The sequence below is a fragment of the Streptomyces alkaliphilus genome, assembly GCF_014141535.1.
In the GTDB taxonomy this organism is placed as follows: Bacteria; Actinomycetota; Actinomycetes; order Streptomycetales; family Streptomycetaceae; genus Streptomyces; species Streptomyces alkaliphilus.
The window spans coordinates 1-23,274 of the sequence record NZ_VKHT01000006.1 but is presented as its reverse complement, the minus strand read 5'-3'; the positions used below and the strand labels follow the sequence as shown (position 1 = coordinate 23,274).

Sequence of the window (23,274 nt, the reverse complement as noted above, 5' to 3'; positions counted from 1 at the left end):
GGTTCGGGCGCGGAGGGTTCTGCGCCGGCCGCGGGCGGGCCGGCGGTCACGCTCTCGGAGGACATCACCGCCACCTCACAGCGCGATCCCGCCGTCGATCCGCACCACTTGACCGGTGATGTAGTCGGCGGAGTCGGACAGCAGGAAGGCGACCAGCGCGGCGACGGACTCGGCGCTGCCGAACCGTCCCATGGCGACCTTGCCCAGGGCGGTCTTTCTGGCGGCGTCGCTCATGTCCCGGAGCATGTCGGTCTCGATGAACCCCGGGGCGACGGCGTTCACCCGGATCCCCTGGGGGGCGACCTCCTTGGCCAGGGCCCGGGTCAACCCGTTGAGTCCCGCCTTGGCGGCGGCGTAGTTGCTCTGGCCGGCGTTCCCGTACACACCGATCACGGAGGAGACGTTCACCAGGGCCCCGGCCCGGCGGGTGAGCATCCCGCGCAGCACCGCGCGGGAAAGGTGGAAGGCGCCGTCCAGGCTGGTGCCGACCACCGTCCTCCAGTCCTCCGCGCTCATCAGCGCCATCGGCCGGTCCCGCAGGACCCCGGCCGAGCTGACCACCGCGTGCGGCGGTCCGAGTTTCTCCTCCGCCTCCGCGACGAACCCGCGTACCGCGGCCAGGTCGGTGACGTCACAGACCGAGTGGTGGACGGCGGCCCCTTCCGCGGCGACCAGCCGGGACGTCTCCAGAGCCGCCTCGTCCGCGGAGCGCGAGCAGAAGCCGATGTCGTAGCCCTCCCGGGCCAGCCGGACCGCGATCGCCCGGCCGATGCCGCGCGAACCTCCGGTCACCAGCGCGCAGCGCCGTTCCTGCATGTCGATACCCCTCCGGTGCGGGACGCCCGTGGCGGGCGCCCCGGGCGTCGTGAGCATCACCGAGCGGCCTCAAGGCGGACTCGACTCGAGGCGGACTCGAACGCGGGCCCGCACCCTGTCCGGCATGGTGGAGAATCTCTTCGAACAGAACGTCCTCTGGGCGGTGTTGACAGCCGTCCTGTGGGGGTTCGCCGCACACGGGGCACGCCGTCTGGCGCTGCGCCCGGCTGCACGGCTCCCGCGCCGGGTCGGGATGGGACTCGTCCTGTTGGGCGTCGCCCTGGTGGCGCTGCTGCTGCGGGTCGCGTCGGCCCTCGCCCTCGCCCTCGCCGCCGGGTGGTCCGCGGCCGTGGATTACGTCCTGTTCGGCGCGGTGCCCCTGGTGCCGACCGGCGCGGCCGTCCTCCTCATGGCGGTTCCCGCGTACCGGCGGACCGGGCGGGCCGCCCGGCGGTCGCGGGCGTCGGGGGAGGACGGAACGGACCTCGGCGCGGCGGCGGCCCTGCGCCGGTCGGCCGCCGATCCGCGACTGGTGGTCCCGGTGTGGGCGTGCGCGCTGGCGGCCGTGGCCGGGGCCATCCTGACCCTGCGTCCGCCGGCGCCGCCCCACACCGGCCTCTTCCTCCTCCACTCGGCCTTCCTGCTGGTCGGGACGGTCTGCCTGTACCTGTGGCAGGTGCGACGCCGCGAGGCGCAGGCCCACCCCGGCCGGCGGCCCCGGGCCCTCTCCGTCCGGTTGGCGCGCCTCGCCGCCGGGGTCGCCGTTCTCGTGCTCGTCCCCGTCGGGGTCTTCTCCTTCGCCGCGGAGAACAGCAGGCTCCCGGCCCGCGCCGGCCACCACGGGCACGTCCACGACACGGGGGGTGGGCCCGGGCCGGGCGGTGCACCGCACCGGGACGTCTCCCGGTTGACCGGCCCCCGCACCGCGACCCCCGACCGAACCATCACCCTCACCGCCGCGGAGGAGACGCTGCGGTTGGCCTCCGGGGAGACGGTGGCGGCCCTGGCCTTCAACGGCCGGTTGCCGGGACCGGAACTCCGCGTCCGACGGGGGGAACTGGTCGAGGTCGTCCTGGTCAACAAGAACGTCGGGGGCGGGGTCACCCTGCACTGGCACGGGGTCGACGTCCCCAACGCCGAGGACGGGGTGGCCGGTGTCACCCAGGACGCGGTGCCACCGGGTGGCCGGCACGTCTACCGTTTCCGTCCGGACCGGGCGGGGACCTTCTGGTACCACTCGCATCAGCAGCCCGCCGTCAGCGTCGCCCGCGGCCTCTTCGGCGCGCTGATCGTCGAGGAACCCGACCCCGAACCCGCCCCGCCGGGCCTGGACCTCGCCGTGGTGGCGCACGCGTGGAGTGTCGGTGAGGGCGACGGGCCGGCCGGTCCGCCCCGGGGCGGCGCGCTCAGCGGGAACAACGGTCTCGGCGGGGAACTGCGCACCGCCTTCGGGGACAGCACCCGGGAGCGGTGGAGGGAGGTGCCGGCGGGTACCCCGGTGCGGCTTCGACTGGTCAACGCCGACAACTGCCCGCGCACCTTCTCCCTGACCGGGACCGGCTTCGAGGTCGCCGCGATCGACGGGAACGAGGTGCCCGGGGCCACGGAACTGCGTGACACCCTGCTGCGGGTCGCCGGTGGAGGCCGCTACGACCTCACCTTCCGCCAGCCCGACTCACCGGTGCGGCGAGGACGGGGCGTACGGAGCCGACGCGGTGGAACCGGCGGCCCTGCTGCTCGGGCCCGAGGACGTCGAGGCGCCGGACCCCCTCACCGAGGGGCCCCTCTTCGACCCGTTGGACTACGGATCCCCGGGGGAGCCGCCGTTCGGCCCGGACCCGAGCTTCGACCGGAGGTTCCACCAGGTGTTCGGCAACAGCCTCGGTTTCCACGACGGGGAGTTCATGGTGCTGTGGACCGTCAACAACCGGGTCCACCCCGACATCCCCTCCCTGTTGGTCCGGGAGGGCGATCTGGTGCACGTCACCTTCGTCAACCGCAGCCTGGACGACCACCCCATGCATCTGCACGGCCACCGGATGCTCGTCCTCTCCAGGGACGGTCGTCGCGCCACCGGCGGGCCCTGGTGGACCGACACCCTCAACGTCGCGCCGGGGGAGCGCTACGAGGTGGCATTCCGCGCGGACAACCCGGGTCTGTGGATGGACCACTGCCACAACCTGGACCACGCCCGGGACGGCATGGTGATGCACCTGGTGTACGACGGCGTGCACAGTCCCTACGAGACCGGCCGCGCCACCGGCAACCTCCCGGAGTGAATCGCTTCCCCGCTCACCAGGGCCTCCCGCGCGGCCCGGACGTGGTCCCGGTCCGCGCGGGGCCCGGCGGCCCGGGGCGGCAGTGTGGCGATCACCGTGCTGCGGCCCGCCCGGACCGCCGGGTGGGCCCGGGCCGTCGTAGCCAGGGATTGGGCCGGCCCCGCCTCCACCAGTACCCGGTCACCGTCTGCCACCACCCGGTCCAGCGTTTGCCCGAAGAGCACCGGGGCGGTGGGCTGGAGAGCCCAGAAGCGAGGGCTGAGGGCCTCGGCGGGCAGCAGCGGGCGGGTGGTGTGGGCCGAGTAGATCGTGGTCCGCGGTGGCCGCCCGGGGAAGCGGGCGATGAGTGCCTCCGTGGGGGAGACCAGGGAACTCAGGGCCGGGCTGTGATACGGGGTCCGGGTCGCCAGTCGACGCCAGGTCAGGCCGTGGGCCGTCAGCCGGCGGCCGGTCGCGTCGAGGGGGGCCCCGGGGCCCGACAGAACGGTGTTCCGGGGTCCGTTGACGGCGCCGATCACCACTCCGTCCTCCAGCAGCCCGGTCAGCCGCCCGGGAGCGGCCGCGACGGCGATCATGCCCCCGGCCGGACTCCGCCGTTGCAGGAGAACCCGCTCCCACAGCAGCCGCACCGCGTCCTCCAGTCGGAACACCCCGGCCAGCACGGCGGCGACGAACTCGCCCATGCTGTGGCCCAGGTAGGCGGCCGGCCGCACGCCCCAGCTCTCCACCAGCCGGCCCATCGCGTAGTCCACGGCGAACAGCAGCGGCGCCGAACGACTGTCGGCGTCCAGGGGCACGGTGGGGTGCTCCGCCAGCCAGTCGCGTCGCGCCGCCGCCCCCTCCGCTCCGAGCCGGTCCAGCACCGCGTCGACGGACTCGGTGAAGACCGGTTCGTGGCCGTAGAGTCCGGCCGCCATCCGGGGGTGCTGGGCCCCGGTGCCCGGAAACATCAGCACGACGGAGCGGGAGGGCCGGGAGGGACGCGAAGGAGGGGACGTCATACGGCAAGCGTCGGTGGCCCGGGTCGAGCCGGCCTCGACCCGGGTGTGGAGAAGCCGTCGAGTTCTTCTCGAGCGTCCGGGCACACGCTGCGGTGCATGAGTGTTGCCGAGGAAAGGCTCCCGGACGGCGCGGTCCCGTTGGGCGGCCATCTGCGCGACCGCACGGCCGAACTCGAGGAACTGCGTCACAACGTCCTGGCCGGCCCGGACCCGCGGGCCACCGAGGCCCAGCACGCCAGGGGCAAGTTGACGGTGCGCGAACGCCTCGACCTTCTCTTCGACAAGGGCACCTTCGTCGAGACCGGCGAACTGCGCAGGCACCGCGCCACCGGCTTCGGTCTGGAGGATCGGCGCCCCCACACGGACGGGGTGGTCACCGGCTGGGGGGAGGTGTGGGGTCGTACGGTCTTCGTCTACGCGCACGACTTCCGGATCTTCGGTGGCGCGCTCGGTGAGGCGCACGCCCAGAAGATCCACAGGATCATGGACATGGCCGAGGCGGCCGGCGCCCCCCTGGTGGGCCTGTGCGACGGGGCGGGCGCCCGGATCCAGGAGGGTGTCACCGCCCTGGCCGGTTACGGCGGCATCTTCCTGCGCAACGTCCGCAATTCCGGGGTGATCCCCCAGATCAGCGTCATCCTGGGGCCGTGCGCCGGAGGGGCCGCCTATTCACCGGCCCTGACCGACTTCGTCTTCATGACGCGAGGGACGGGCCAGATGTTCCTGACGGGGCCCGATGTGGTGGAGGCGGTCACCGGGGACCGCGTGACGCACGAGGCGCTCGGCGGTGCCGATGCCCACTGCACGGTCTCCGGGGTCGCGCACTTCGCCCGGGACGACGAGGAATCCTGCCTGGAGGACGTGCGCCACCTGCTGTCCCTCCTGCCCGCCAACAACCGTGAGCTGCCGCCCGAGGCGCCCCCGGACGACCCGGTCGACCGCCGGACCGAGGCGCTCCTCGACATCGTGCCCGCCGATCCCAACCGTCCCTACGACATGCGTCTGGTCGTGGAGGAGATCGCCGACCACGGGGAGTTCCTCGAGGTGCACGAGAGCTGGGGCGGCAATGTCCTGTGCGCCCTGACCCGGTTGGGGGGCGCGGTCACCGGGATCATCGCCAATCAGCCGCAGGTGTTGGCCGGGGTCCTGGACATCCACGCCTCGGAGAAGGCCGCGCGCTTCGTGCAGATGTGCGACGCCTTCAACATCCCGATCGTCACCCTGGTGGACGTGCCGGGCTTCCTGCCCGGTGTGGACCAGGAGCACGGCGGCATCATCCGGCACGGGGCCAAACTGCTGTACGCCTACTGCAACGCCACCGTGCCGCGCATCTCGATCGTGCTGCGCAAGGCGTACGGCGGTGCCTACATCGTGATGGACTCCCAGTCCATCGGCGCGGACCTGACCTACGCCTGGCCCATCAACGAGATCGCGGTGATGGGCGCCGAGGGCGCCGCCAACGTCATCTTCCGCCGGCAGATCGCCGCCGCCGAGGACCCCGAGGCCATGCGCCGGAAGATGGTCAAGGAGTACAGGGCGGAGCTGATGCACCCCTACTACGCGGCCGAGCGCGGTCTGGTGGACGACGTCATCGATCCGGCGGAGACCCGGATCCGGTTGATCGGGGCGCTCGCCGCCCTCCGGGCCAAGCACGCCCCGCTGCCCGGCCGCAAGCACGGGAACCAGCCCCAGTGAGCGGCCGTCGGACCGAGGCCGAGGAGGGGCGGGTCATCCGGGTGCTCCGCGGCGTCCCGACCCCGGACGAGTTGGCGGCTCTCGCCTCGGTGCTCTGCCTCCTCACCGCTTCCTCCGCCACGGCCGGGTCCGCCCGGCGCCCGGCGACGGCCCCGGACCTCACCGGGCGGCGATTCCCGGCCACGTCCTGGGCCTCCCGGCCCCATCCCGCCCGGCGGTGGGAACGATGAGCGGCGAGGGACCGGACGTTCCCGGTGGGCGGGTGCCGCCCCCGGGGCTCCGATGAGGTCGAACCCGCGCCCTCCGGACCGGCACGCGTGGTGCCGGGCACGTCATTTCGTCGGGCACGCGTGCGATCGGGAGTGACTGCCGCGCGTACGAAGGCAGATGACGAGCGGTCATGTGACGTCCTGTGGGACGAGGGGCCGGCCACTTCCTCGTGGGTGCCTCTTGTCATGCGTCCCTCGACGCGGTTAGGTTAGCCTTACTTTGCTTGATCGAGGGAGGGCGCACGCCGTCCGGGGCCCGGGGCTCGGTCGATCCCCCCGGGACCGGCCGCCCGGCCGGGGCGCCCCCCTCACTTCCACGCGACGGCCGCCGCACCGGCGGCGCCGACCCCCGCAGGAGCGACCCGATGAACCGGACCCCGTCGTCCGAGCGTGCCCGAATCCGTCTCCCGGAGCCGCCGGACGCCGGCGCCGCGCGCCGCCCGGTCCCGCCGACGGGGGGCGTCGCGTGAGCAGGGAGGACCACCGCCACCGTCACCTGGACCGGATCGCGGAGGTCCGCGCCGGCCGCACCGCCGAGAAGGTGGGCTACCCGATCCGGGTCCGCGAGGCCGAGGTCGTGCGCACCGGCACGGTCGGTGCGGGGCTGCTGCGCCTGACCCTGGGCGGGAGGGGCACCGAGGGCTTCGAGGCGCACGCCCCGGACGAGCACGTGAAGCTGCTCTTCCCCGAGCCGGACGGCTCCCTGCGGCTGCCCGAGCCGAACGGGCTGATGCTGCGCTGGCCCCGACCCTCGCCCACCTCGCGGGAGTACACGGTCCGCCGCCACGACCCGGCGTCGGGCGAGATCGACATCGACATCGCCCTCCACGAGGGCGGACTCGCCTCGGAGTGGGCCCGCGCGGTCCGGCCGGGCGCGAGGGTGCACGTCGCCGGCCCGCCCGGCGGGCTGATCGTCCCGCACGCCTACGACCGGTACCTGCTCGGTGGTGACATCACGGCGCTGCCCGCCATCGCGCGATGGTTGGAGGAGTCGCCCCGGACCGCGCGCGGATGGGCGTTCATCGAGGTGGCGGGCGCGGAGGAGGAGATCGGGCTCTCGGCACCGGAGGGCTTCGAGGTGTGTTGGCTGCACCGCGGCGACCGGCCGGTCGGCACCGGGACCGCCCTGGCGGACGCCATGACGGCGGTGGACGTGCCGAAGGGGGAGCGGGTGTACGTGTGGGCGGCCGGGGAGGCGGGGCAGCTCAAGCCGCTGCGCCGCTGGGTGCGTGAGGTGTTGCGGCTGCCGAAGGGGGATCACGACATCACCGGCTACTGGAAGCGCGGCGTCGCCGACTTCGACGACGACCACGGGCACGGGTCCGGGCACCCCGACCACGCCGCCCGGCGGGCCTGACGACCCGGCACCCCGGTCACCCGGCGGCACGGGGGCGGGCGAGTCCCGCATCGCCCCGGTCCGCCGGGGGGATGTCCTGCCGGAACGACGATCAGATAAGGTAAGCCTTACCTAAGTTGGCAGGGCAACTCTGCCGCGAAAGAGGGAGTTCTCGCATGTCCATCCGCAGATCCGCGGTCCTCGCCGGTGCCGTCGCGCTGGCCCTGAGCCTGACCGCGTGTGGCGGTTCCTCCGATGCCGACGGGAACGACACCGGCAACACCGGCAACGGAGCCGACGGCGGGAGCGCCGGGGGCGCGGAGTCGAACGAGACCCGGGTGTTCGGCGCGGACAACGGCGACATCACCATCCCCGCCGACCCGCAGCGCGTGGTGGCCACCGGTTACGCGGTGCCCGTGCTCATCGAGGCCGGTGCCCCGCTGGTCGGCATATCCTCCTGGCAGCGCGGCGAGCCGATGATGAACGAGGAGGACCTCGCCACCTATGAGGGGATCACCCGGGTCGCGGGTGAGCTGGCGGCGGAGACCAACTACGAGGCCATCGCCGGGGTCGAGCCCGACCTGATCGTCATCGGCGTGCCGGCCCCGGTCCTCGGCGACCTCGACCTCGACCGACTGGAGTCCATCGCACCCGTGGTGGCGATCGGCCCCACCATCCCCTCCGCCTGGCGCGAGCTGTCCCGCCTGCAGGCCGACGCCGCCGGCGCGCTGGAGCGATTCGACGAGGTGCAGGCCGAGTACGAGGCCGCCGCCGCCGAACTGGCCGAGAAGTACGCCGACGTGCTGCCCGACCTCGACTTCGGCCACATCGGCGCCTACGGTGAGGTCGCCGGCGGCACCTTCCAGCGCGAGTTCGGCGGCTCCTGGGGCACCAACGTCGCCGAGGACATCGGCGCCAACTACTACGGCGAGGTCAAGGAGCCCGGCCCGGGCTCGCGCGCCGTCAGCGAGTACCCCTCCATCGAGGAACTCCCCGACGCGCTGGGCGACGCCGAGGCCATCACCTACACGGTCAACGCCGACGGCAGCGTCCCCGAGCCGGTGCAGTACGTCATGGACTCGGAGCTGTGGCAGAACCTGCCCGCCGTCAAGGCCGGCATGACCTTCCCCGTCCGCTACACCGAGGCCGCGACCTACCGGCAGGCCGTGCTGGCCCTCGAGGCGCTCGACGAGTCGTTCGCGCCGCTGCTGGACCGGTGACCGTCAAGGATCGCGAGGCCCGGCGGACGGGAACCGCACGGGGGGCGCCGCAGGTCGGCCTGCTCCTCGGCGGGCTGGCACTGCTGCTGGTCATCGCCGTGATCAGCGTCGGCATCGGCGCCCGATCCATCCCGCCCGCCGAGGTCATCCGGGCACTGCTGGCACCCGCGGGCACCGACGATCACGTGATCGTGCGTGAGCTCCGACTGCCCCGGGCATTGCTGGCCGTGGCGGTCGGCGCCGCACTCGCCGTGGCGGGCACGCTGATCCAGACCATGACCCGCAACCCGCTGGCCGAGCCCGGCATCCTCGGCGTCACCGCCGGGGCCGGGTTCGCCATCACCCTCGGGTCGGCGTACGGTCTGGCCGCCGGCCCGGCGGGCACGATGGGCTTCGCGATCCTCGGTTCCGTCCTGGCCGCGGTGCTGGTCACCGCGGTCGGGCGGCACTCACCGCTGCGCCTGGTCCTCACCGGCGTGGCGCTGACGGCGGTACTGGGCGGCGTGGCCCTGGGCCTGCGCCTGATGAGCCCGAACGTCTTCGACGTCTACCGGTTCTGGTCGGTCGGGTCGCTGGCGTCCCGGGAACAGGCGCCGATCCTGGTGCCGGTGACCGCCGTCGTGGTGGCGCTGGCCTGCGCGCTGCTGCTCGGTCGCTCCCTCGACGCCCTGGCGCTGGGCGAGAACGTGGCGCACACCCTGGGCACCCGGGTGAACCGGATCCGGGGCGCGGTGCTGGTGCTGGTCACCGTCCTCAGCGGGGCGGCGACGGCGCTGGCCGGACCGATCCTGTTCGTGGGGCTGATGGTGCCGCACCTCGTCCGCCGCGTGGCGGGCGGCTCGGTGCCGTGGCTGTTGGCGCATTCGATGGTGGTGGGACCGATCCTGTTGTTGTTCGCCGACATCGGTTCGCGGGTGCTGTTGCCGACCGGCGAGGTGCCGGTGGCGATCGTGACCGCGTTCCTCGGCGGTCCGATGCTGATCTGGGCCGTCCGCCGCTACGGGGCGGGGACACTGTGACCGATCTGCTCGAACGCCCCGACACCCCGAGCGCGCGCGCCCCCCGCGTGCGCCGCGGCCCGCGCGAGCTGCGGGTCGGAGGCCTGCGGGCCGAACTCCGCGTGGTCGTCCTCACGGTGGTGCTGGTCGTCCTGGTCCTCGGCCTGGCGCTGGTGGGCCTGTGCTTCGGCTCCTCTTGGGCCACCCCCCGCGAGGTGTTCGCCGTGCTGTTCGGGCCGGAGTACTCCGTGGTGATCGTGGAGTGGCGACTGGCGCGCGTGACGGCGGCGCTGGTCTTCGGGGCCGCGCTCGGCGTGGCCGGGGCGATCTTCCAGAACCTCACCCGCAACCCCATGGGCAGCCCGGACGTGATCGGGCTGGACACCGGCTCGTACACCGGGGCGTTGTTCGCCATCACCGTGCTGGCCGGTACCTCGGGACAGCGGGCGCTGGCCTCGGTGGTCGGCGGACTGGCGGTGGCCGCGGCGATCCACCTCCTCTCCTCCAAGGGGGGCTTCTCCGGCCTGCGGCTGGTGGTCATCGGCATCGGCGTCAACGCCATGATGACGGCGATCAACTCCTGGATCGTGCTGCGCGCCGAACTGGAGGTGGCCATCGCCGCCGTGGGCTGGAGCGCGGGTTCCCTCAACGGCGTCGGCTGGCACCACCTGTGGCTGCCGTTCTCGGTGATCGCGGTGCTGCTCGGACTGCTGGTCATGCGGGCGCACGCGGTGCACCAGACCTCCTTCGGCGACGCGATCGCGGTCACCACCGGGGTCTCCCTCAACCGCCTGCGGCTGCTGATGGTGTTGATCGGCGTGGGCTGCACCGCCACGGTGACCGCCGTCGCGGGCCCGATCGCGTTCATCGCGCTGGCCGCCCCGCAGATCGGCCGCCGGCTCGCCGGCGCGTCCGGTGTGCCGCTGCTGCCCGCCGCGCTGACCGGGGCCGTGCTGCTGCTCGGCGCCGACCTGATCGCGCAGGCGCTGCTGGCGCCCGTCGCCCTGCCGGTCGGTGTGGTGAGCACCGCGATCGGCGGCTGCTATCTGATCTGGCTGCTGACCAGGGAGGTCAGGCGGGCATGACCGCACACCCCGACACCCACCCGAACGCGCGGACGGGGACCCCGGCGGACGCACGCCCGGACGCGCCCCCGAACGTCCGGCTGGCCGCCCGGGACCTGACCCTGCGCTACGGCGACCGGGTGGTCTCCACCCGGTTGACCCTCGACATCCCCGACGGCGCGTTCACCGCCGTCGTGGGCCCCAACGGCTGCGGGAAGTCCACCCTGCTGCGCGCCTTCGTGCGGCTGCTGCGCCCCGACTCCGGGCACGTGGGGTTCGACGGCCGAGAGGTCGGCGACTACCCCGCCAAGGCGCTGGCCCGACTGCTGGGCTTCCTGCCCCAGGACCCGCTGGCCCCCGAGGACATCCGGGTCCGCCAGTTGGTGCGCCGGGGCCGGTTCCCGCACCGGTCGCTGCTGGGGCTGTGGTCACCGGCCGACGAGGAGGCGGTCGAGGAGGCGATGGCCGCCGCCGGTGTCGAGGACCTCGCCGATCGCCCCGTGCAGGAACTCTCCGGCGGCCAGCGACAGCGGGTGTGGGTGGCGATGGTGCTCGCCCAGCGAACGCCCTACCTGCTGCTCGACGAGCCCACCTCCTTCCTCGACATCACCCACCAGTACCAACTCCTCGCCCTGCTCTCAAAGTTGCGGGATCAGGGCCGGACGGTGATCGCCGTCCTGCACGACATCAACCAGGCGTGCCGCTTCGCCGACCACCTGGTCGCCGTGCGCGAGGGCCGCGTGGTCGCCGAGGGCGTCCCGGCGGACATCGTGGACGCCGCGCTGATCAAGGACGTGTTCGACCTGCCGAGCCTCATCGTCCCCGATCCGGTGACGGGCACGCCGATGGTCGTCCCCACACTCCAAGGAGACCGAGTTGAGCACCCCCCGCCTCTCCCCGGATGAGCCGCTTCCCCTGACCGGCGCGCAGCTGGGCATCTGGAACGCCCAGCGCCTGGAACCGGATTCGCCGTACTACCTGGTCGGCGACGTGATCGAGATATCCGGCGACGAACCGGTGGACACCGGGGCGCTGGCCGAGGCGATCCGGACCACCACCGAGGAGGCGGAGAGCCTGCGGCTGCGGGTGGTGGACACCCCCGACGGGCCCCGCCAGACGATCGCCGCCGACCCGGTCGAACCGCCCCCGATCGTGGACCTGACCGGCGAGGCCGACCCGCGGGCCGCCGCCACGGCGTTCGTCGAGGCCGAACGGGCCCGCTTCGCCGAGGAGTTCCGGGGGATGGTGGACCGCCGGCTGTACGCGCGGACCGTCCTGCGGCTCTCCGAGCGGGAGGTCTGGTACACCCAGCTCGGCCACCACCTGGTCTTCGACGGGTACACCGCCGCGATGCTGGCCCGCCGCACCGCCGCCCGGTACACCGCCCTGGTGCGCGGCGCCGAGCCGCCCGCGCGGACCTTCGGCGCGTTCGCCGACGTGGTCGCCGCCGACCTGGCCTACCGGGGGAGCGAGCGGGCCGCCGTCGATCGCGCGTACTGGGTGGATCGCTTCACGCCGCTGCCCGACATCGAGGGCCCCGACGGCGCGTACACCGCCGCCGGCCCGCCCGACCGCACCCTGACCGCCCGGGCCGAGGTGACCCCGGAGGAGTTGGCCGCGCTGCGCGCCGCCGCCGACCGGGTCGGCCTCACCTGGGGCGAGGCGTTGATCGCCTGCTACGCCGCCTTCCTGCACCGGGTGACGGGACGCTCCGAGGTGGTGTTCGCGCTGCCGCTGATGTGCCGCTCGGGCTCGGTGGAGCTGCGCACGCCGGCGATGGCGGTCAACGTGCTGCCGCTGCGGGTGACCGTGCGCCCCGGCGACGACCTCGGGGAGTTGGGCCGGCGGGTGGCCGCCGCGATGCGGGAGATGCGCGCCCATCAGCGGTACCGGGGCGAGGACCTGCCGCGTGACCTCGGGACGCCCGGAGCGGGCGCCCTGCTGCACGGGCGCGGCATCAACCTCAAGGCGTTCGACCTCACCCTCGACTTCGCCGGCTCGGTCGGCGTGATGCGCAACGTGGCGGGCGGCCCCCCGGAGGACATGGGCCTGAGCGTGCTGCCGACCCGCGACGGCGGGCTGCTGCTCGGCTTCGAGGTGGACGCCCGGACCCATGACCGGGCCGGGGTGGACGGCAAGCTGAACGCGCTGCGGGCCCTGTCGGCGGGGTTGACCGACGGTCGTCCGGTGGGACGGATCCCACTGACCGGCGCGGCGGGGGTTCCGGCCGAGTGGGCCCCGCCGGCCGTGCCCGGCACGCCCACGGACCCGCCGACCGCGTTCGCCGCGATGGTCGCCGCCGATCCCGACCGCACCGCCCTGGTCGGCGGCGACGTGCGGTGGACCGCCGGGGAACTGGGGGAGCGGGTCCACCGCATGGCCCGGGCGCTGCGGGCCCGGGGCGTCGGCGCGGACGACGTGGTGGCGCTCGCGCTGCCCCGCTCGGCCGACACGGTCGCCGCCGTGCTCGCCGTGCAGGCGGCGGGCGCCGCGTTCCAGCCGCTGGACCCCGACCAGCCGGCGGAGCGGACGCGCGACCTGCTCGCCGACACCCGCCCGGCGCTGATCCTGATCGCCGACGGGGCGGACGGTCCGTCGACGGACGGCGTGTTCGACGTGCCGATCCCCGCCCCCACGCTGTCCCCGGGCACCCTGTGGGCGGAGGCCGCCGGGCTCTCCGGCGATCCACTGGGCCCCGACGAACTGTCCGCACCCCGCCACCCCGACCACCTCTCCCACGTCATCCACACCTCCGGCTCCACCGGCCGACCGAAGGCCGTTCTCGGCCGGGTCGGCGGCCTCGCCGCGCTGCTGCACCACCAGCGCGCCACGGTGATCGCGGACGCCGAGCGGGCCGCCGGCCGGCGGCTGCGGGTCGCCCACACCTACTCCCTCGCCTTCGACTCCGCCATCGAGCACCTGCTGTGGCTGCTGTGCGGACACGAACTGCACGTCTACGACACCGACACCACCCGGGACGCCGACGCCCTGCTCGCCGCGTTCGCCCGGGACGGCATCGACGTCGTGGACACCACCCCGTCGATGGCCGTGCCGCTGCTGGACGGCGGCCCGGAGGCGCTGCGGCCGACGCTGCTGATCCTCGGCGGCGAGGCCACCCCGCCCGCGCTGTGGCGGCGGGTGGCCGCCTCGGGGATCACCGCCCGCAACATGTACGGGCCCACCGAGGCGACCGTGGACGCCGCCGGCGCCCCGATCACCGGGGAGGAACCGACCATCGGCCGGCCCCTCGCCGGCACCCGCGCCTACGTCCTGGACACCGCGCTGCAACCGGTACCGCACGGCACCCCGGGCGAGTTGTACCTGGCGGGCCCGCAGCTGGCCCGGGGCTACCTCGACCGGCCCGGCACGACCGCCGAGCGCTTCGTCGCCGACCCCTTCGGGCCGCCCGGTGAGCGGATGTACCGCACCGGCGACCTGGCGCGATGGGTGACCGGGCGCGGTCTGGAGTACCTGGGGCGCGGCGACGGACAGGTGAAGGTCCGCGGCCACCGGGTGGAACTGGGGGAGGTCGAGGCCGCGCTCGGCGCGGTGCCCGGGGTGGGCGCGGCGGCGGCGACCGTGCGCTCCTCCCGACTCCTCGGCTACGTGGTGCCCGCCGCCGGAACCACCGCCGCCCCGATCACCGGGGACACCGCGCGCGCCCACCTCGCCGAACGGCTGCCCGACCACCTGGTGCCCGCCGTGGTGACCGTCCTCGACGCGCTGCCCGTCACGGCCCACGGCAAGCTCGACCGCGCCGCCCTGCCCGCCCCGACGGTCACCGGAGGCGGCCGGGAGCCGTCGACCGACAACGAGCGGCGGCTGTGCGCGGCGGTCGCCGAGGTCTTCGGGATCGAACGGGTCGGACCGGACGACGACTTCTTCTCCCTCGGCGGGGACAGCATCACCGCGATCACGGTCAGCAGCAGGCTGCGCGCCAGGGGTCTGGAACTGCGGCCCCGCGACCTGCTGGCCCGCCGCGACCTCGCCTCGCTGGCCGCCTCCGCCCGGCCGTCGGCGGACACCGGGGAACCGGCGGACGAGCCGGTGGGCCCGGTGCCCGCGCCCCCCATCGTGCGGCAACTCCTCGACCCGCACCCGGACCCCACCGTCATCGCCGGATACGCGCAGTGGACCGCGCTGCGCGTCGGCCCCCTCGACCCCGGGGACCTGGAGCGGGGCGTGCGCGCCGTGCTGGAGCGGCACGACGCGCTGCGGCTGCGCACGGGCCCGGACGGTCCGGAGATCCTGCCGGCGGGGCCCGTGACCTCCGTGCCGGCCGTCGTCACCGAACTCCACGGCGCCGACCCCGCCGACACCGCCCGGGCGCTGGCCGGGGAACTCGACCCGAGCGCGGGCGACCTGCTGCGGGTGGCCCTGATCCGCGGCGTCGAGCAGGGCGCGGACGGGGCGGACCACCCGGGCCACCCGGACCGACTCGTGATCGTCGCGCACCACCTCGCCGTGGACGGCGTGTCCTGGCGGATCCTGCTGCCCGACCTGCACACCGCCTGCTCCGGTGGCGTCCTCGACCGGGTCGGCGCCTCCTGGCGCCGGCACGCCTCGCTCCTCGCCGAGCAGGGCCGCACCGGTGCCCGGCGCGGCGAACTCGACCTGTGGCGCGAGGCGCTCGCCTCCGCCGCCCGCCTCGGCTCCCGCACCCTCGACCCGGCCCGGGACACGGCCGCGACCGCCCACCGCTCGGTCACCCTCGCCTCGCCGGAGGTCACCGAGGCCGTCCTCACCACGCTGCCCGCCGCCTACCGCGCGGGCGTGGACGAGGTGCTGCTGGCCGCGCTGGTGCTCGCCCTGCGGGAGAGCGGAGCCGTCGACGGGGGCGCCGACGGGGCGGTGACCATCACCCTGGAGGGGCACGGCCGCGAACACCTCGACCTGTCCCGCACGGTCGGCTGGTTCACCGCCGAGTACCCGGTGCGGGTGCCCACCGCCGGGGACGTGCGGCAGGTGCTGCGCGCGGCCAAGGAGGCGGGACGGGCCGTCCCCGACGCCGGCGTCGGCTACGGCGTGCTGCGCGCGCTCGACCCGGTGGCCGGTCCCCAACTGGCCGCGACCCCGCCGCCGGACGTGCTGCTGAACCACCTGGGCCGCTTCGCCCCGCCCGCCGGCACCGACTGGCTGCTGCCCGAACGGGACGCCTTCTCGGTGATCGAGCCCGACGGCAAGGCACTGGAGCAGGTGCTGGCCCTCAACAGCTTCGTCCACGAGGGCGAGGGTCCCGACGGGCCCCGGCTCGCCGTCGAGTGGACGGCGGCGACCGGCGTGCTCGGTGTCGACCGGGTGGAGGCCCTGCAGAAGGCGTGGGGGTCGGCGCTCGAGGCGCTGGCCGCCCACGCCCGCGAGGCCGTCGGCGGGCTCACCCCCTCCGACCTGCCGCTGGTCGATCTCGACCAGGCAGCCATCGACGCCCTGGAGAGCGGGACCGACGGCCGGGTCGCCGACGTGCTGCCCGCCACCCCCCTTCAGGTCGGACTGTCCTTCCACACCCTGGCGCGCGGCGAGCACGACACCGACGTGTACGTGGTGCAGGCCATCGCGACGCTGACCGGTGAGCTGGACGCGGACCGGTTGGCGGAGGCGGCGCGGGAACTGCTGCGCCGGCACCCGGCGCTGCGGACGCACCTGGCCCACGTCCCCGACGCCGGCGGCACCGGCGAGGGGATCGTGCAGGTGGTCCCGGCCGACGTCACCCTGCACTGGCGGCGCGACGACCGCTTCCCCGGGGCGGCACGCGAGGAGTTGGAACGCCCCTTCGACCCCACCCGGCCGCCGCTGATCCGCTTCCTGCTCTCCCGGGTCGGCCCCACCGAGCACAAGCTGGTGATCACCAACCACCACGCGCTGCTCGACGGCTGGTCCACGCCGCTGGTCGGCCACACCCTCCTGGCGATCCATGCCGAGTTGGGCGGCGGCCCGGCCGCGCCCACCGCCCCCGCGCCCGCCGAGTACTTCCGATGGTTGGCCGACCGGGACCGGGAGGCGTCCCTCGCCGCGTGGCGGGAGGCGCTGGCCGGTGTGGAGGAGACCACCCGACTGGCCCCGGCCGGGACCGACGCCGGCGGTGTCGAGCGGCCCGAGCGGGTGAGCCTCGACCTCGGCCGGGAGTTCAGCGACCGACTGCGCGCCTTCGCCCGCGAGCGGGGCGTCACCCTCACCACCGTCCTCCAGACCGCCTGGGGCCTGCTGCTGGGTCGGCTCACCGGCCGTCGCGACATCGTCTTCGGCTGCCCGGTCTCCGGCCGGCCCGCCGAGGTGGACGGCGTGGAGTCGATGATCGGCCAGCTCGGCACCACCATTCCGGTGCGCGTCCGGCACGCCCCGGACGAGAGCGCGCGGGAGGTGATGGAGCGTCTGCACGCGGAGGGCCTCGCGCTGACCGACCACCACCACGTCGGCCTGCCCGCGATCCTGCGCGCGGTGGGCGTCGGCGAACTGTTCGACACGATGCTGGTGATGGAGAACTTCCCCCTGGTCGATCGGACCCGGGTCCGGGTCGAACCCGGCCTCGACCTGGCCGGAGTGGAGATCACCGACGCCACCCACTACCCGTTGACCGGCGTCATCCTCGCCGGCGACGCCATCACCATCCACCTGAGCCACCAGCCGAGCGCCTTCGACGCGGAGACCGTGCGCGGGTACGGCCGGCGACTGCTCACCCTCCTGCGGGAGATCGTGGAGAACCCCGACCGGCCCGCCCTCGCGCTGCCCCTTCTGGATCCCGCCGAGCGGGAGGAGGCCCTGCGCGTCGGCCGCGGCCCCGCCCCGACCCGGGACCGCGGCCCGTGGCTGGAGATCTTCGCCGAACAGGTGCGCCGCCGGCCCGACGCCGAGGCCCTGGTGTGCCGCGACCGGAGCCTGACCTACGCCGAGGTGGACCGGGAGGCCAACCGGATCGCCCGGGCGCTGATCGGCCTCGGGGTGCGCCCCCGGGACCCGGTCGCCGTCCTGCTCGGCCGCGACATCGAGATGACCACGGCGCTCTTCGGCGTGGCGAAGGCGGGGGCGGTGTACGTGCCGATGGACCCGGGCCACCCCCGGGACCGCCTGGCGTACCTGCTCGCCGACATCGCCCCCGCCGCCGTGGTGACCACCGGCGCCGAGGTGCCCGCCGAACGGCCGGTGCCCGTGCTGCGGTTGGACGACCCCGCCGCCCTCGCCGCCGTGCCGGACACCGATCCGGTGGAGGCACGCGCCGACCTCACCGAGGACGACCTCGCCTACGTCATCCACACCTCCGGCACCACCGGCCGACCCAAGGGCGTCGCGGTCACCCTGCGCGGCGTGCCCGACCTGGTGGCGTTGCAGGAGGAGGTCGTCGGGATCACCGAGCGGGACCGCTACCTGCACTTCGCGTCCACCGGCTTCGACGTGGCGTTCTGGCAGACGATGGTGCCGCTGCTGTCCGGCGGCACCTCGGTGATCGCGCCCGAGGAGGTGCGGGTGCCCGGCGACGAACTCCTCGACTACATCGCCGAGCACCGGGTGACGGGCGTGAACCTGCTGCCGTCCTTCCTCGCCGCGATGCCCGGGGACCGCACCGTCCCCGGCGACGTCCTCTTCGTGGTCGGAGCCGAGCGCCTGGACCCGGCCCTCGCCCGGCGCTGGGGCACCGGCCGGCGGGCGCTGCTCAACGCCTACGGCCCCACCGAGGTCACCGTCAACGCCGTGACCTGGCGCTACGAGCCCGACGATCCCGGGCCGCTGCCGATCGGCCGCCCCGACCCCAACGTCCGCGCGTACGTGCTGGACGGCGGGTTGCAGCCGGTCGGCGTCGGTGCCACCGGCGAGCTGTACCTCGCCGGGCCGAGCGTCGCGCGCGGCTACGTCGGCCGCCCCGGGCTGACCGCCGAGCGCTTCGTCGCCGACCCCTTCGGGCCGCCCGGGGAGCGGATGTACCGCACCGGCGACCTGGCCCGGTGGCGGCCGGACGGGCAGTTGGTCTTCCTGGGCCGTTCCGACCAGCAGGTCAAGATCCGCGGCCACCGGGTGGAGCCGGGTGAGATCGAGTCGGTGCTCAACCGCCTGCCCGGGGTGCGGGCCTGCGCGGTGATCGCGCGCGCCGGCCGACTGCTCGCCTACGTCATCCCCGCCGACATCCCCGCCGACATGCCCACCGACGGGTTCGAGCCCGACCCGGCCCGGCTGCGCGCGGAGTTGGCCGAAACGCTGCCCGACCACATGGTGCCGGCGGCGATCATGTCGCTGGACCGGTTGCCGTTGGGCCCCGGAGGCAAGCTCGACGCCGCCGCCCTGCCCGACCCGGAGATCCCCGTCGCGGCGCGGCGCGAACCCGCCACGCCGGCCGAGGCGACGCTGCTGGAGGTGTTGCGGGAGCTCCTGGGCACCGGCGACATCGGCCCCGACGACGACTTCCTCACCCTGGGCGGGGACAGCATCGTCTCCCTCCAGGTGGTCTCCCGCGCCCGCCGCCGGGGGTTGGGCCTGACCGCGCGGGACGTCTTCGACGGCGGAACCGTCGCCGGGATCGCGGCCCGGGCCCGTCCCCTGACCGCCGAGGCGGCCCCGGCCGTCGGCGACGCCCCGCTGACCCCGATCATGCGGGACCTGCTGCGCCGCGCCGGGTCCGCCGCCGACGGCTTCTGCCAGTGGGTGGAGGTCCACGTCCCGCCGGGCGGTGACGAGGCGACCTGGCGCACCGTGCTGGACGCGGTGCTGGCCCGACACGACGCGCTGCGCGCCCGGCTGGTGGACGACGCCCTGCGGATCCCACCGGTGGGCGCGGTGACCGGCGCCGACGTGCTGACCCGGATCCCCGCCGAGGGCGACCCGCGCGCCGTGCTCGACCCGCTGATCGCGGAGGCCCGCGCGGCGATGGACCCGCGCACCGGCCCGCTGCTGCGCGCCCTGTGGTGGGACGCCGGGGCGGACCGGCCGGGCCGGCTCGTCCTGATCGTCCACCACCTGGTGGTGGACGGCGTCTCCTGGCGCGTCCTCCTGGAGGATCTGGAACACGCCCACGGGGGAGAGGAGCCGGCCCGACACGGCCGGTCCTTCCCCGACTGGGCCCGCTCGCTGCGGGAGGCCGACCGGCGGGAGGAACTTCCGCACTGGCGGCGGACGATCGCCGCCCCGGTCCCCGGGCCGGTGCCCGACCCCGCCCGGGACACCGCCGGAACCGCGCGTCACCACGAGCTGCGGCTCGACGGGGAGACCACCCGCGCCCTGATCACCACCCTGCCCGCCGTCCACCGCACCACCCCGGACGCCGTGCTGCTCCCGGCCCTCGCCCGGGCGGTGCGGGCCTGGCGCGGCACCCCGGACCTGCTGGTCGCCCTGGAGAGCCACGGCCGCCCCGCCGAAGCCGACCTCGCCCACACCGTCGGTTGGTTCACCGCCGTCCACCCCGTGCGGCTGACGGCGGACGACGACCCGACGACGGTCGCCGAACGCCTGCGCGCCTCGGGCGACGGCCTGGGGTACGGCGTCCTCACCACCGCCGGCCTGCTCGAGCCGGTGGAGCCGGAGATCTCCTGGAACTACCTCGGCCGCTTCCCCGGCGCGTCGGGTGAGGCGGGGGCGACTGGGGAGCCGGGTGATCCGGAGCGGATGGTTCCGGAGGTGCCCTGGCGGCCCCCGGCGGACGCCGACCCGCTCGGCTCCGGCGGCTCCGACGACCTGCCCCTGCCGTACGCCCTGATGATCAACGCCCTGGTTCGCGACGGCCGGTTGGGCATCCGCATCACCCGACCCGCCGCGCTGTACACCGCCGGGGAGATCGAGGAGTTGGCCGGGCACCTGCGGGGTGAGCTGCTGAACTCCGCCGCGCCGGCGCTCGCCGAGGCGCTCGTCGGCGACCGCCCGGTCGCCGACGTCCAGCCGCTCACCCCGCTCCAGGAGGTGATGCTGCGGCACTCGCGCGCCGAGCGTCCCGACCCGTACACCGTGCAGTCGACGTTCTCCCTCGCCGGGCCGCTGGACCCCGACGCCCTGCGGGTGGCGGCAACCGACCTGCTGGCCCGTCACCCGAACCTGGGGGCGGTGTTCCCCGGCGCCCTGGCGGTGCTCCCCATCGATCCCCGGCCGGACTTCCGGGTGGTGGACGTCCCGGTGGACGCACCGGGGGACGCACCGGGGGAGAAGACCCGGGTGGAGGAGGCGTTGGCGGCCGATCTCGCCGAGCCCTTCGACCCGGCGGCCGGCCCCCTGGTCCGCCTGACCCTCATCCGGCACGTACCCGACCGCGCCGCAACCGCCGACCGCGCCGGCGCCCCCGACCGCACCGATCTCGTACTGACCACCCATCACGTGCTCTCCGACGGTTGGTCGGCCCCGCGCATCCTCGGCGAACTGTTCGCCCTGTACACCGCGCGGGCCCGGGGGGAGGAGCCGAAGCTGCCCGACCCCGTGCCGTTCGCCGACCACCTGCGGTGGATCGCCGCCAACCCACCGGACCTCGACGCGTGGGCCGCCGAACTGGAGGACCTGCCCGAGGGCGACCACCTGTCCTCCGGTGAGCCCGGCCCGGCGTGGCGGGAACCGGAGATCATCCGCTTCGACGCCGACCTGGTCGCCGGGCTCACCGGCCTCGCCGCCCGGCGCGGTCTGACCCCCAACACCCTGGTACAGGGCGCCTGGTCGGTGCTGCTGGCCCGCCGCTCCGGCCGCGCGGACGTCTGCTTCGGCGCCATGGTCGCCTGTCGGCCCCCGCGGCTGGAGGGCGTCGAGGAGATCATCGGGCTGCTCGCCAACACCGTGCCCGTGCGGGTCCGGCTCACCGGCACCCTCGCGGAGACCCTCACCGATCTCCGGGCCCGGCAGCTGAACCTGGTCGAACACCACCACGTGGCCCTGACCGACCTGGAACGGCTCACCGGCCGACGCCGGCTCTTCGACAGCATGGTGGTCTTCGAGAACTACCCCGTCGACCCGGACCGGCTCCGCGAGCCCGCCCCCGGCCTCACGGTCGTCGGCACCCGGTTCCGCGAGGCGACCCACCACCCGGTGACCCTCACCGTCATGCCCGACGGCGACGGTTGGACCGGCGTGCTCGCCCCCCGCCACGGGGTGGACGTCACCGGCCTCGCCGAGGAACTCCTCGACCTGCTCCGCACCATGGACGACCACCTCGACCGGGACGTGCGCACCCTCCTGGAGCGCCGATGAGCCGGGACACCGCCCCGCCCGTCGAGCGGGACGGGAGCGACCGAAGGCTGTTGGGGATCGCGTTCGTCCTGGTCCTGGGCACCTTCATGGCCACGGTGGACGCGACGATCGTGGCCGTCGCCCTCGACACCCTGACCGCCGAGTTCGACGCCTCCGTCGCCGACATCCAGTGGGTCACCACCGCCTACCTGCTCGCCGTCGTGGCCGCCGTGCCCGTCTCCGGCTGGCTCGCCGACCGCTTCGGCGGCCGGCGGGTCTGGCTGGTCGCCGTGGGCGGCTTCCTGGCCGCCTCGGCGCTGTGCGCGCTGGCCTGGTCGCTGCCGAGTCTGATCGCCTTCCGGGTGCTCCAGGGCCTGACCGGCGGGCTGTTGCCCGCCACCGGGCAGGCCCTGCTGGCCCGTGTCGCCGGCCCCGGCCGCACCGGACGGGTGATCAGCGTGGTCGCGGTGGTCCCCCTGCTGGCCCCGGTGCTCGGCCCGCTGATCGGCGGCGCGATCCTCGGGGTGGCGCCCTGGCCGTGGTTGTTCCTGGTCAACCTCCCGATCGGGGCGGTCGCGATCCTGCTGGCCCGCCGCCGGGTGCCCGTGGTGCCCCCGGCGCCCGGGCGCGCCGCCTTCGACCTGCGGGGCGCCCTGCTGCTCTCACCCGGGCTGGCCGTGCTGGTGCTCGGTCTGACCGAGGTCGCCCACGGTCGGGGCCTGCCGGCCGCCGTCGGCGTGACGGCCGGCGCGCTGATGCTGGTCGGCTTCACCGTGCACGGGCTGCGCACCCGCCGCACGCCGCTGATCGACCCCCGGCTGTTCACCCGCCCGCCGTTCGGCGCGGCGGCCCTGGCCCTCCTCGTGCTGGGCGCCTCGGTGTTCGGCACGACCTTCCTGCTGCCGCTGTACCTCCAGGCCGGCCACGGACTGTCGGCCCCCGGGGCCGGCCTGGTCCTCGCCTTCCAGGGCGCGGGCGCGGTCGCCGGGTCGGTGCTGGTCAACCGCACCATCGACACCGTCGCCCCCCGCACCCTCGTCGTCACCGGCGTCGTGCTGATCCTGGTCGGCACGATCCCCTTCACCCAACTCGGCCACGACCTGCCCGACGCCGTGATCGCCGCGTCCCTCGTGATCCGCGGTCTCGGCATGGCCATGATCGGCGCGCCGGTCATGAACATCGTCTACAGCCGCGTCGAACCCGCGCTGCTCCCCCGCGCGGCCGGCGCCCTCAACCTGCTCAACACCGTCGGCGGTTCCGTCGGGACCGCGCTCCTGGCCGTCGTGCTGCACGGCCGCCTGGACGCCCGCGGCGCCGACATCCCGCAGGCGTTCGCCGACACCTTCTGGTGGGTGCTCGGCTTCTGCCTGATCGCCGCGGCCGGCGCCACGAGGTTGCCCCGAACCCGTCCCCGGAGGACGTGATGCATTCCCTGCCCGCCCCCGCCACCACTCCCGACACCACCACTCCCGACA

General features: G+C 74.8%; 12 protein-coding genes and 1 pseudogene. 11 read left to right on the top strand and 2 right to left on the bottom strand.

Annotated features, from left to right (window positions below; translation table 11 throughout):
• Positions 1 to 75 precede the first annotated feature (75 nt).
• Positions 76 to 816 carry a 3-oxoacyl-ACP reductase FabG gene (gene fabG / locus FNQ90_RS00565; protein ID WP_182604432.1) on the bottom strand — a complete coding sequence of 247 codons (741 nt, stop codon included), beginning with the start codon at positions 814 to 816 and terminating at the stop codon, positions 76 to 78.
• On the opposite strand from fabG, the pseudogene FNQ90_RS28610 reads away from it, so the two are divergent.
• A pseudogene (locus tag FNQ90_RS28610) lies at positions 770 to 2,107 on the top strand (multicopper oxidase domain-containing protein); the annotation flags it as partial. The gene fabG and the pseudogene FNQ90_RS28610 sit on opposite strands and share 47 nt — an antisense overlap.
• A 424-nt stretch (positions 2,108 to 2,531) precedes the next feature.
• Positions 2,532 to 3,095, top strand: coding sequence for a multicopper oxidase domain-containing protein (locus tag FNQ90_RS26885; RefSeq protein ID WP_323379705.1), 564 nt, complete (start codon positions 2,532 to 2,534; stop codon positions 3,093 to 3,095).
• Here the strand turns inward: FNQ90_RS26885 and FNQ90_RS00555 are convergent.
• Positions 3,056 to 4,045, bottom strand: coding sequence for an acyltransferase domain-containing protein (locus tag FNQ90_RS00555; protein WP_267132997.1), 990 nt, complete (start codon positions 4,043 to 4,045; stop codon positions 3,056 to 3,058). The genes FNQ90_RS26885 and FNQ90_RS00555 overlap by 40 nt on opposite strands.
• A gap of 147 nt (positions 4,046 to 4,192) precedes the next feature.
• Here FNQ90_RS00555 and FNQ90_RS00550 point away from each other — a divergent pair, with 147 nt between their 5' ends.
• The 9 genes from FNQ90_RS00550 to FNQ90_RS00510 all read left to right on the top strand — a co-directional run bounded on the left by FNQ90_RS00550 (position 4,193) and on the right by FNQ90_RS00510 (position 23,223).
• The gene (locus FNQ90_RS00550; protein ID WP_182604430.1) at positions 4,193 to 5,791 is read left to right on the top strand and encodes an acyl-CoA carboxylase subunit beta; all 1,599 of its coding nucleotides are present in this window, start codon (positions 4,193 to 4,195) and stop codon (positions 5,789 to 5,791) included.
• On the top strand, positions 5,788 to 6,021 hold the full coding sequence (locus tag FNQ90_RS27965) for an acyl-CoA carboxylase epsilon subunit (RefSeq protein ID WP_182604429.1): 234 nt from the start codon (positions 5,788 to 5,790) through the stop codon (positions 6,019 to 6,021). The genes FNQ90_RS00550 and FNQ90_RS27965 overlap by 4 nt, the downstream gene beginning before the upstream one ends.
• A gap of 505 nt (positions 6,022 to 6,526) precedes the next feature.
• Positions 6,527 to 7,417: a siderophore-interacting protein gene (locus tag FNQ90_RS00540; RefSeq protein WP_182604428.1), complete on the top strand. Its 891-nt coding sequence runs from the start codon at positions 6,527 to 6,529 to the stop codon at positions 7,415 to 7,417.
• 155 nt (positions 7,418 to 7,572) lie between these two features.
• Positions 7,573 to 8,616, top strand: coding sequence for an ABC transporter substrate-binding protein (locus tag FNQ90_RS00535; RefSeq protein WP_182604427.1), 1,044 nt, complete (start codon positions 7,573 to 7,575; stop codon positions 8,614 to 8,616).
• On the top strand, positions 8,613 to 9,635 hold the full coding sequence (locus FNQ90_RS00530; protein WP_182604426.1) for a FecCD family ABC transporter permease: 1,023 nt from the start codon (positions 8,613 to 8,615) through the stop codon (positions 9,633 to 9,635). Before FNQ90_RS00535 ends, FNQ90_RS00530 begins: the two co-directional genes overlap by 4 nt.
• A 68-nt stretch (positions 9,636 to 9,703) precedes the next feature.
• Positions 9,704 to 10,699 (top strand): FecCD family ABC transporter permease, encoded by a 996-nt coding sequence (locus FNQ90_RS00525; RefSeq protein ID WP_182604433.1) that lies wholly within the window; start codon positions 9,704 to 9,706, stop codon positions 10,697 to 10,699.
• Positions 10,696 to 11,583, top strand: a complete 888-nt coding sequence (locus FNQ90_RS00520) for an ABC transporter ATP-binding protein (RefSeq protein ID WP_182604425.1) — start codon at positions 10,696 to 10,698, stop codon at positions 11,581 to 11,583. The genes FNQ90_RS00525 and FNQ90_RS00520 overlap by 4 nt, the downstream gene beginning before the upstream one ends.
• Positions 11,555 to 21,820 (top strand): non-ribosomal peptide synthetase, encoded by a 10,266-nt coding sequence (locus FNQ90_RS00515; protein ID WP_182604424.1) that lies wholly within the window; start codon positions 11,555 to 11,557, stop codon positions 21,818 to 21,820. The genes FNQ90_RS00520 and FNQ90_RS00515 overlap by 29 nt, the downstream gene beginning before the upstream one ends.
• Positions 21,817 to 23,223 carry a DHA2 family efflux MFS transporter permease subunit gene (locus tag FNQ90_RS00510; protein WP_182604423.1) on the top strand — a complete coding sequence of 469 codons (1,407 nt, stop codon included), beginning with the start codon at positions 21,817 to 21,819 and terminating at the stop codon, positions 23,221 to 23,223. Before FNQ90_RS00515 ends, FNQ90_RS00510 begins: the two co-directional genes overlap by 4 nt.
• Positions 23,224 to 23,274: the final 51 nt, after the last annotated feature.

Bases quoted from the DNA above. Each gene is read 5' to 3' on its own strand.
- FNQ90_RS00550 (WP_182604430.1), top strand. From the start codon at position 4,193: ATGAGTGTTGCCGAGGAAAGGCTCCCGGACGGCGCGGTCCCGTTGGGC.
- FNQ90_RS00555 (WP_267132997.1), bottom strand. From the start codon at position 4,045: ATGTTTCCGGGCACCGGGGCCCAGCACCCCCGGATGGCGGCCGGACTC.
- FNQ90_RS00535 (WP_182604427.1), top strand. From the start codon at position 7,573: ATGTCCATCCGCAGATCCGCGGTCCTCGCCGGTGCCGTCGCGCTGGCC.
- FNQ90_RS00510 (WP_182604423.1), top strand. From the start codon at position 21,817: ATGAGCCGGGACACCGCCCCGCCCGTCGAGCGGGACGGGAGCGACCGA.
- FNQ90_RS00520 (WP_182604425.1), top strand. From the start codon at position 10,696: ATGACCGCACACCCCGACACCCACCCGAACGCGCGGACGGGGACCCCG.
- fabG (WP_182604432.1), bottom strand. From the start codon at position 816: ATGCAGGAACGGCGCTGCGCGCTGGTGACCGGAGGTTCGCGCGGCATC.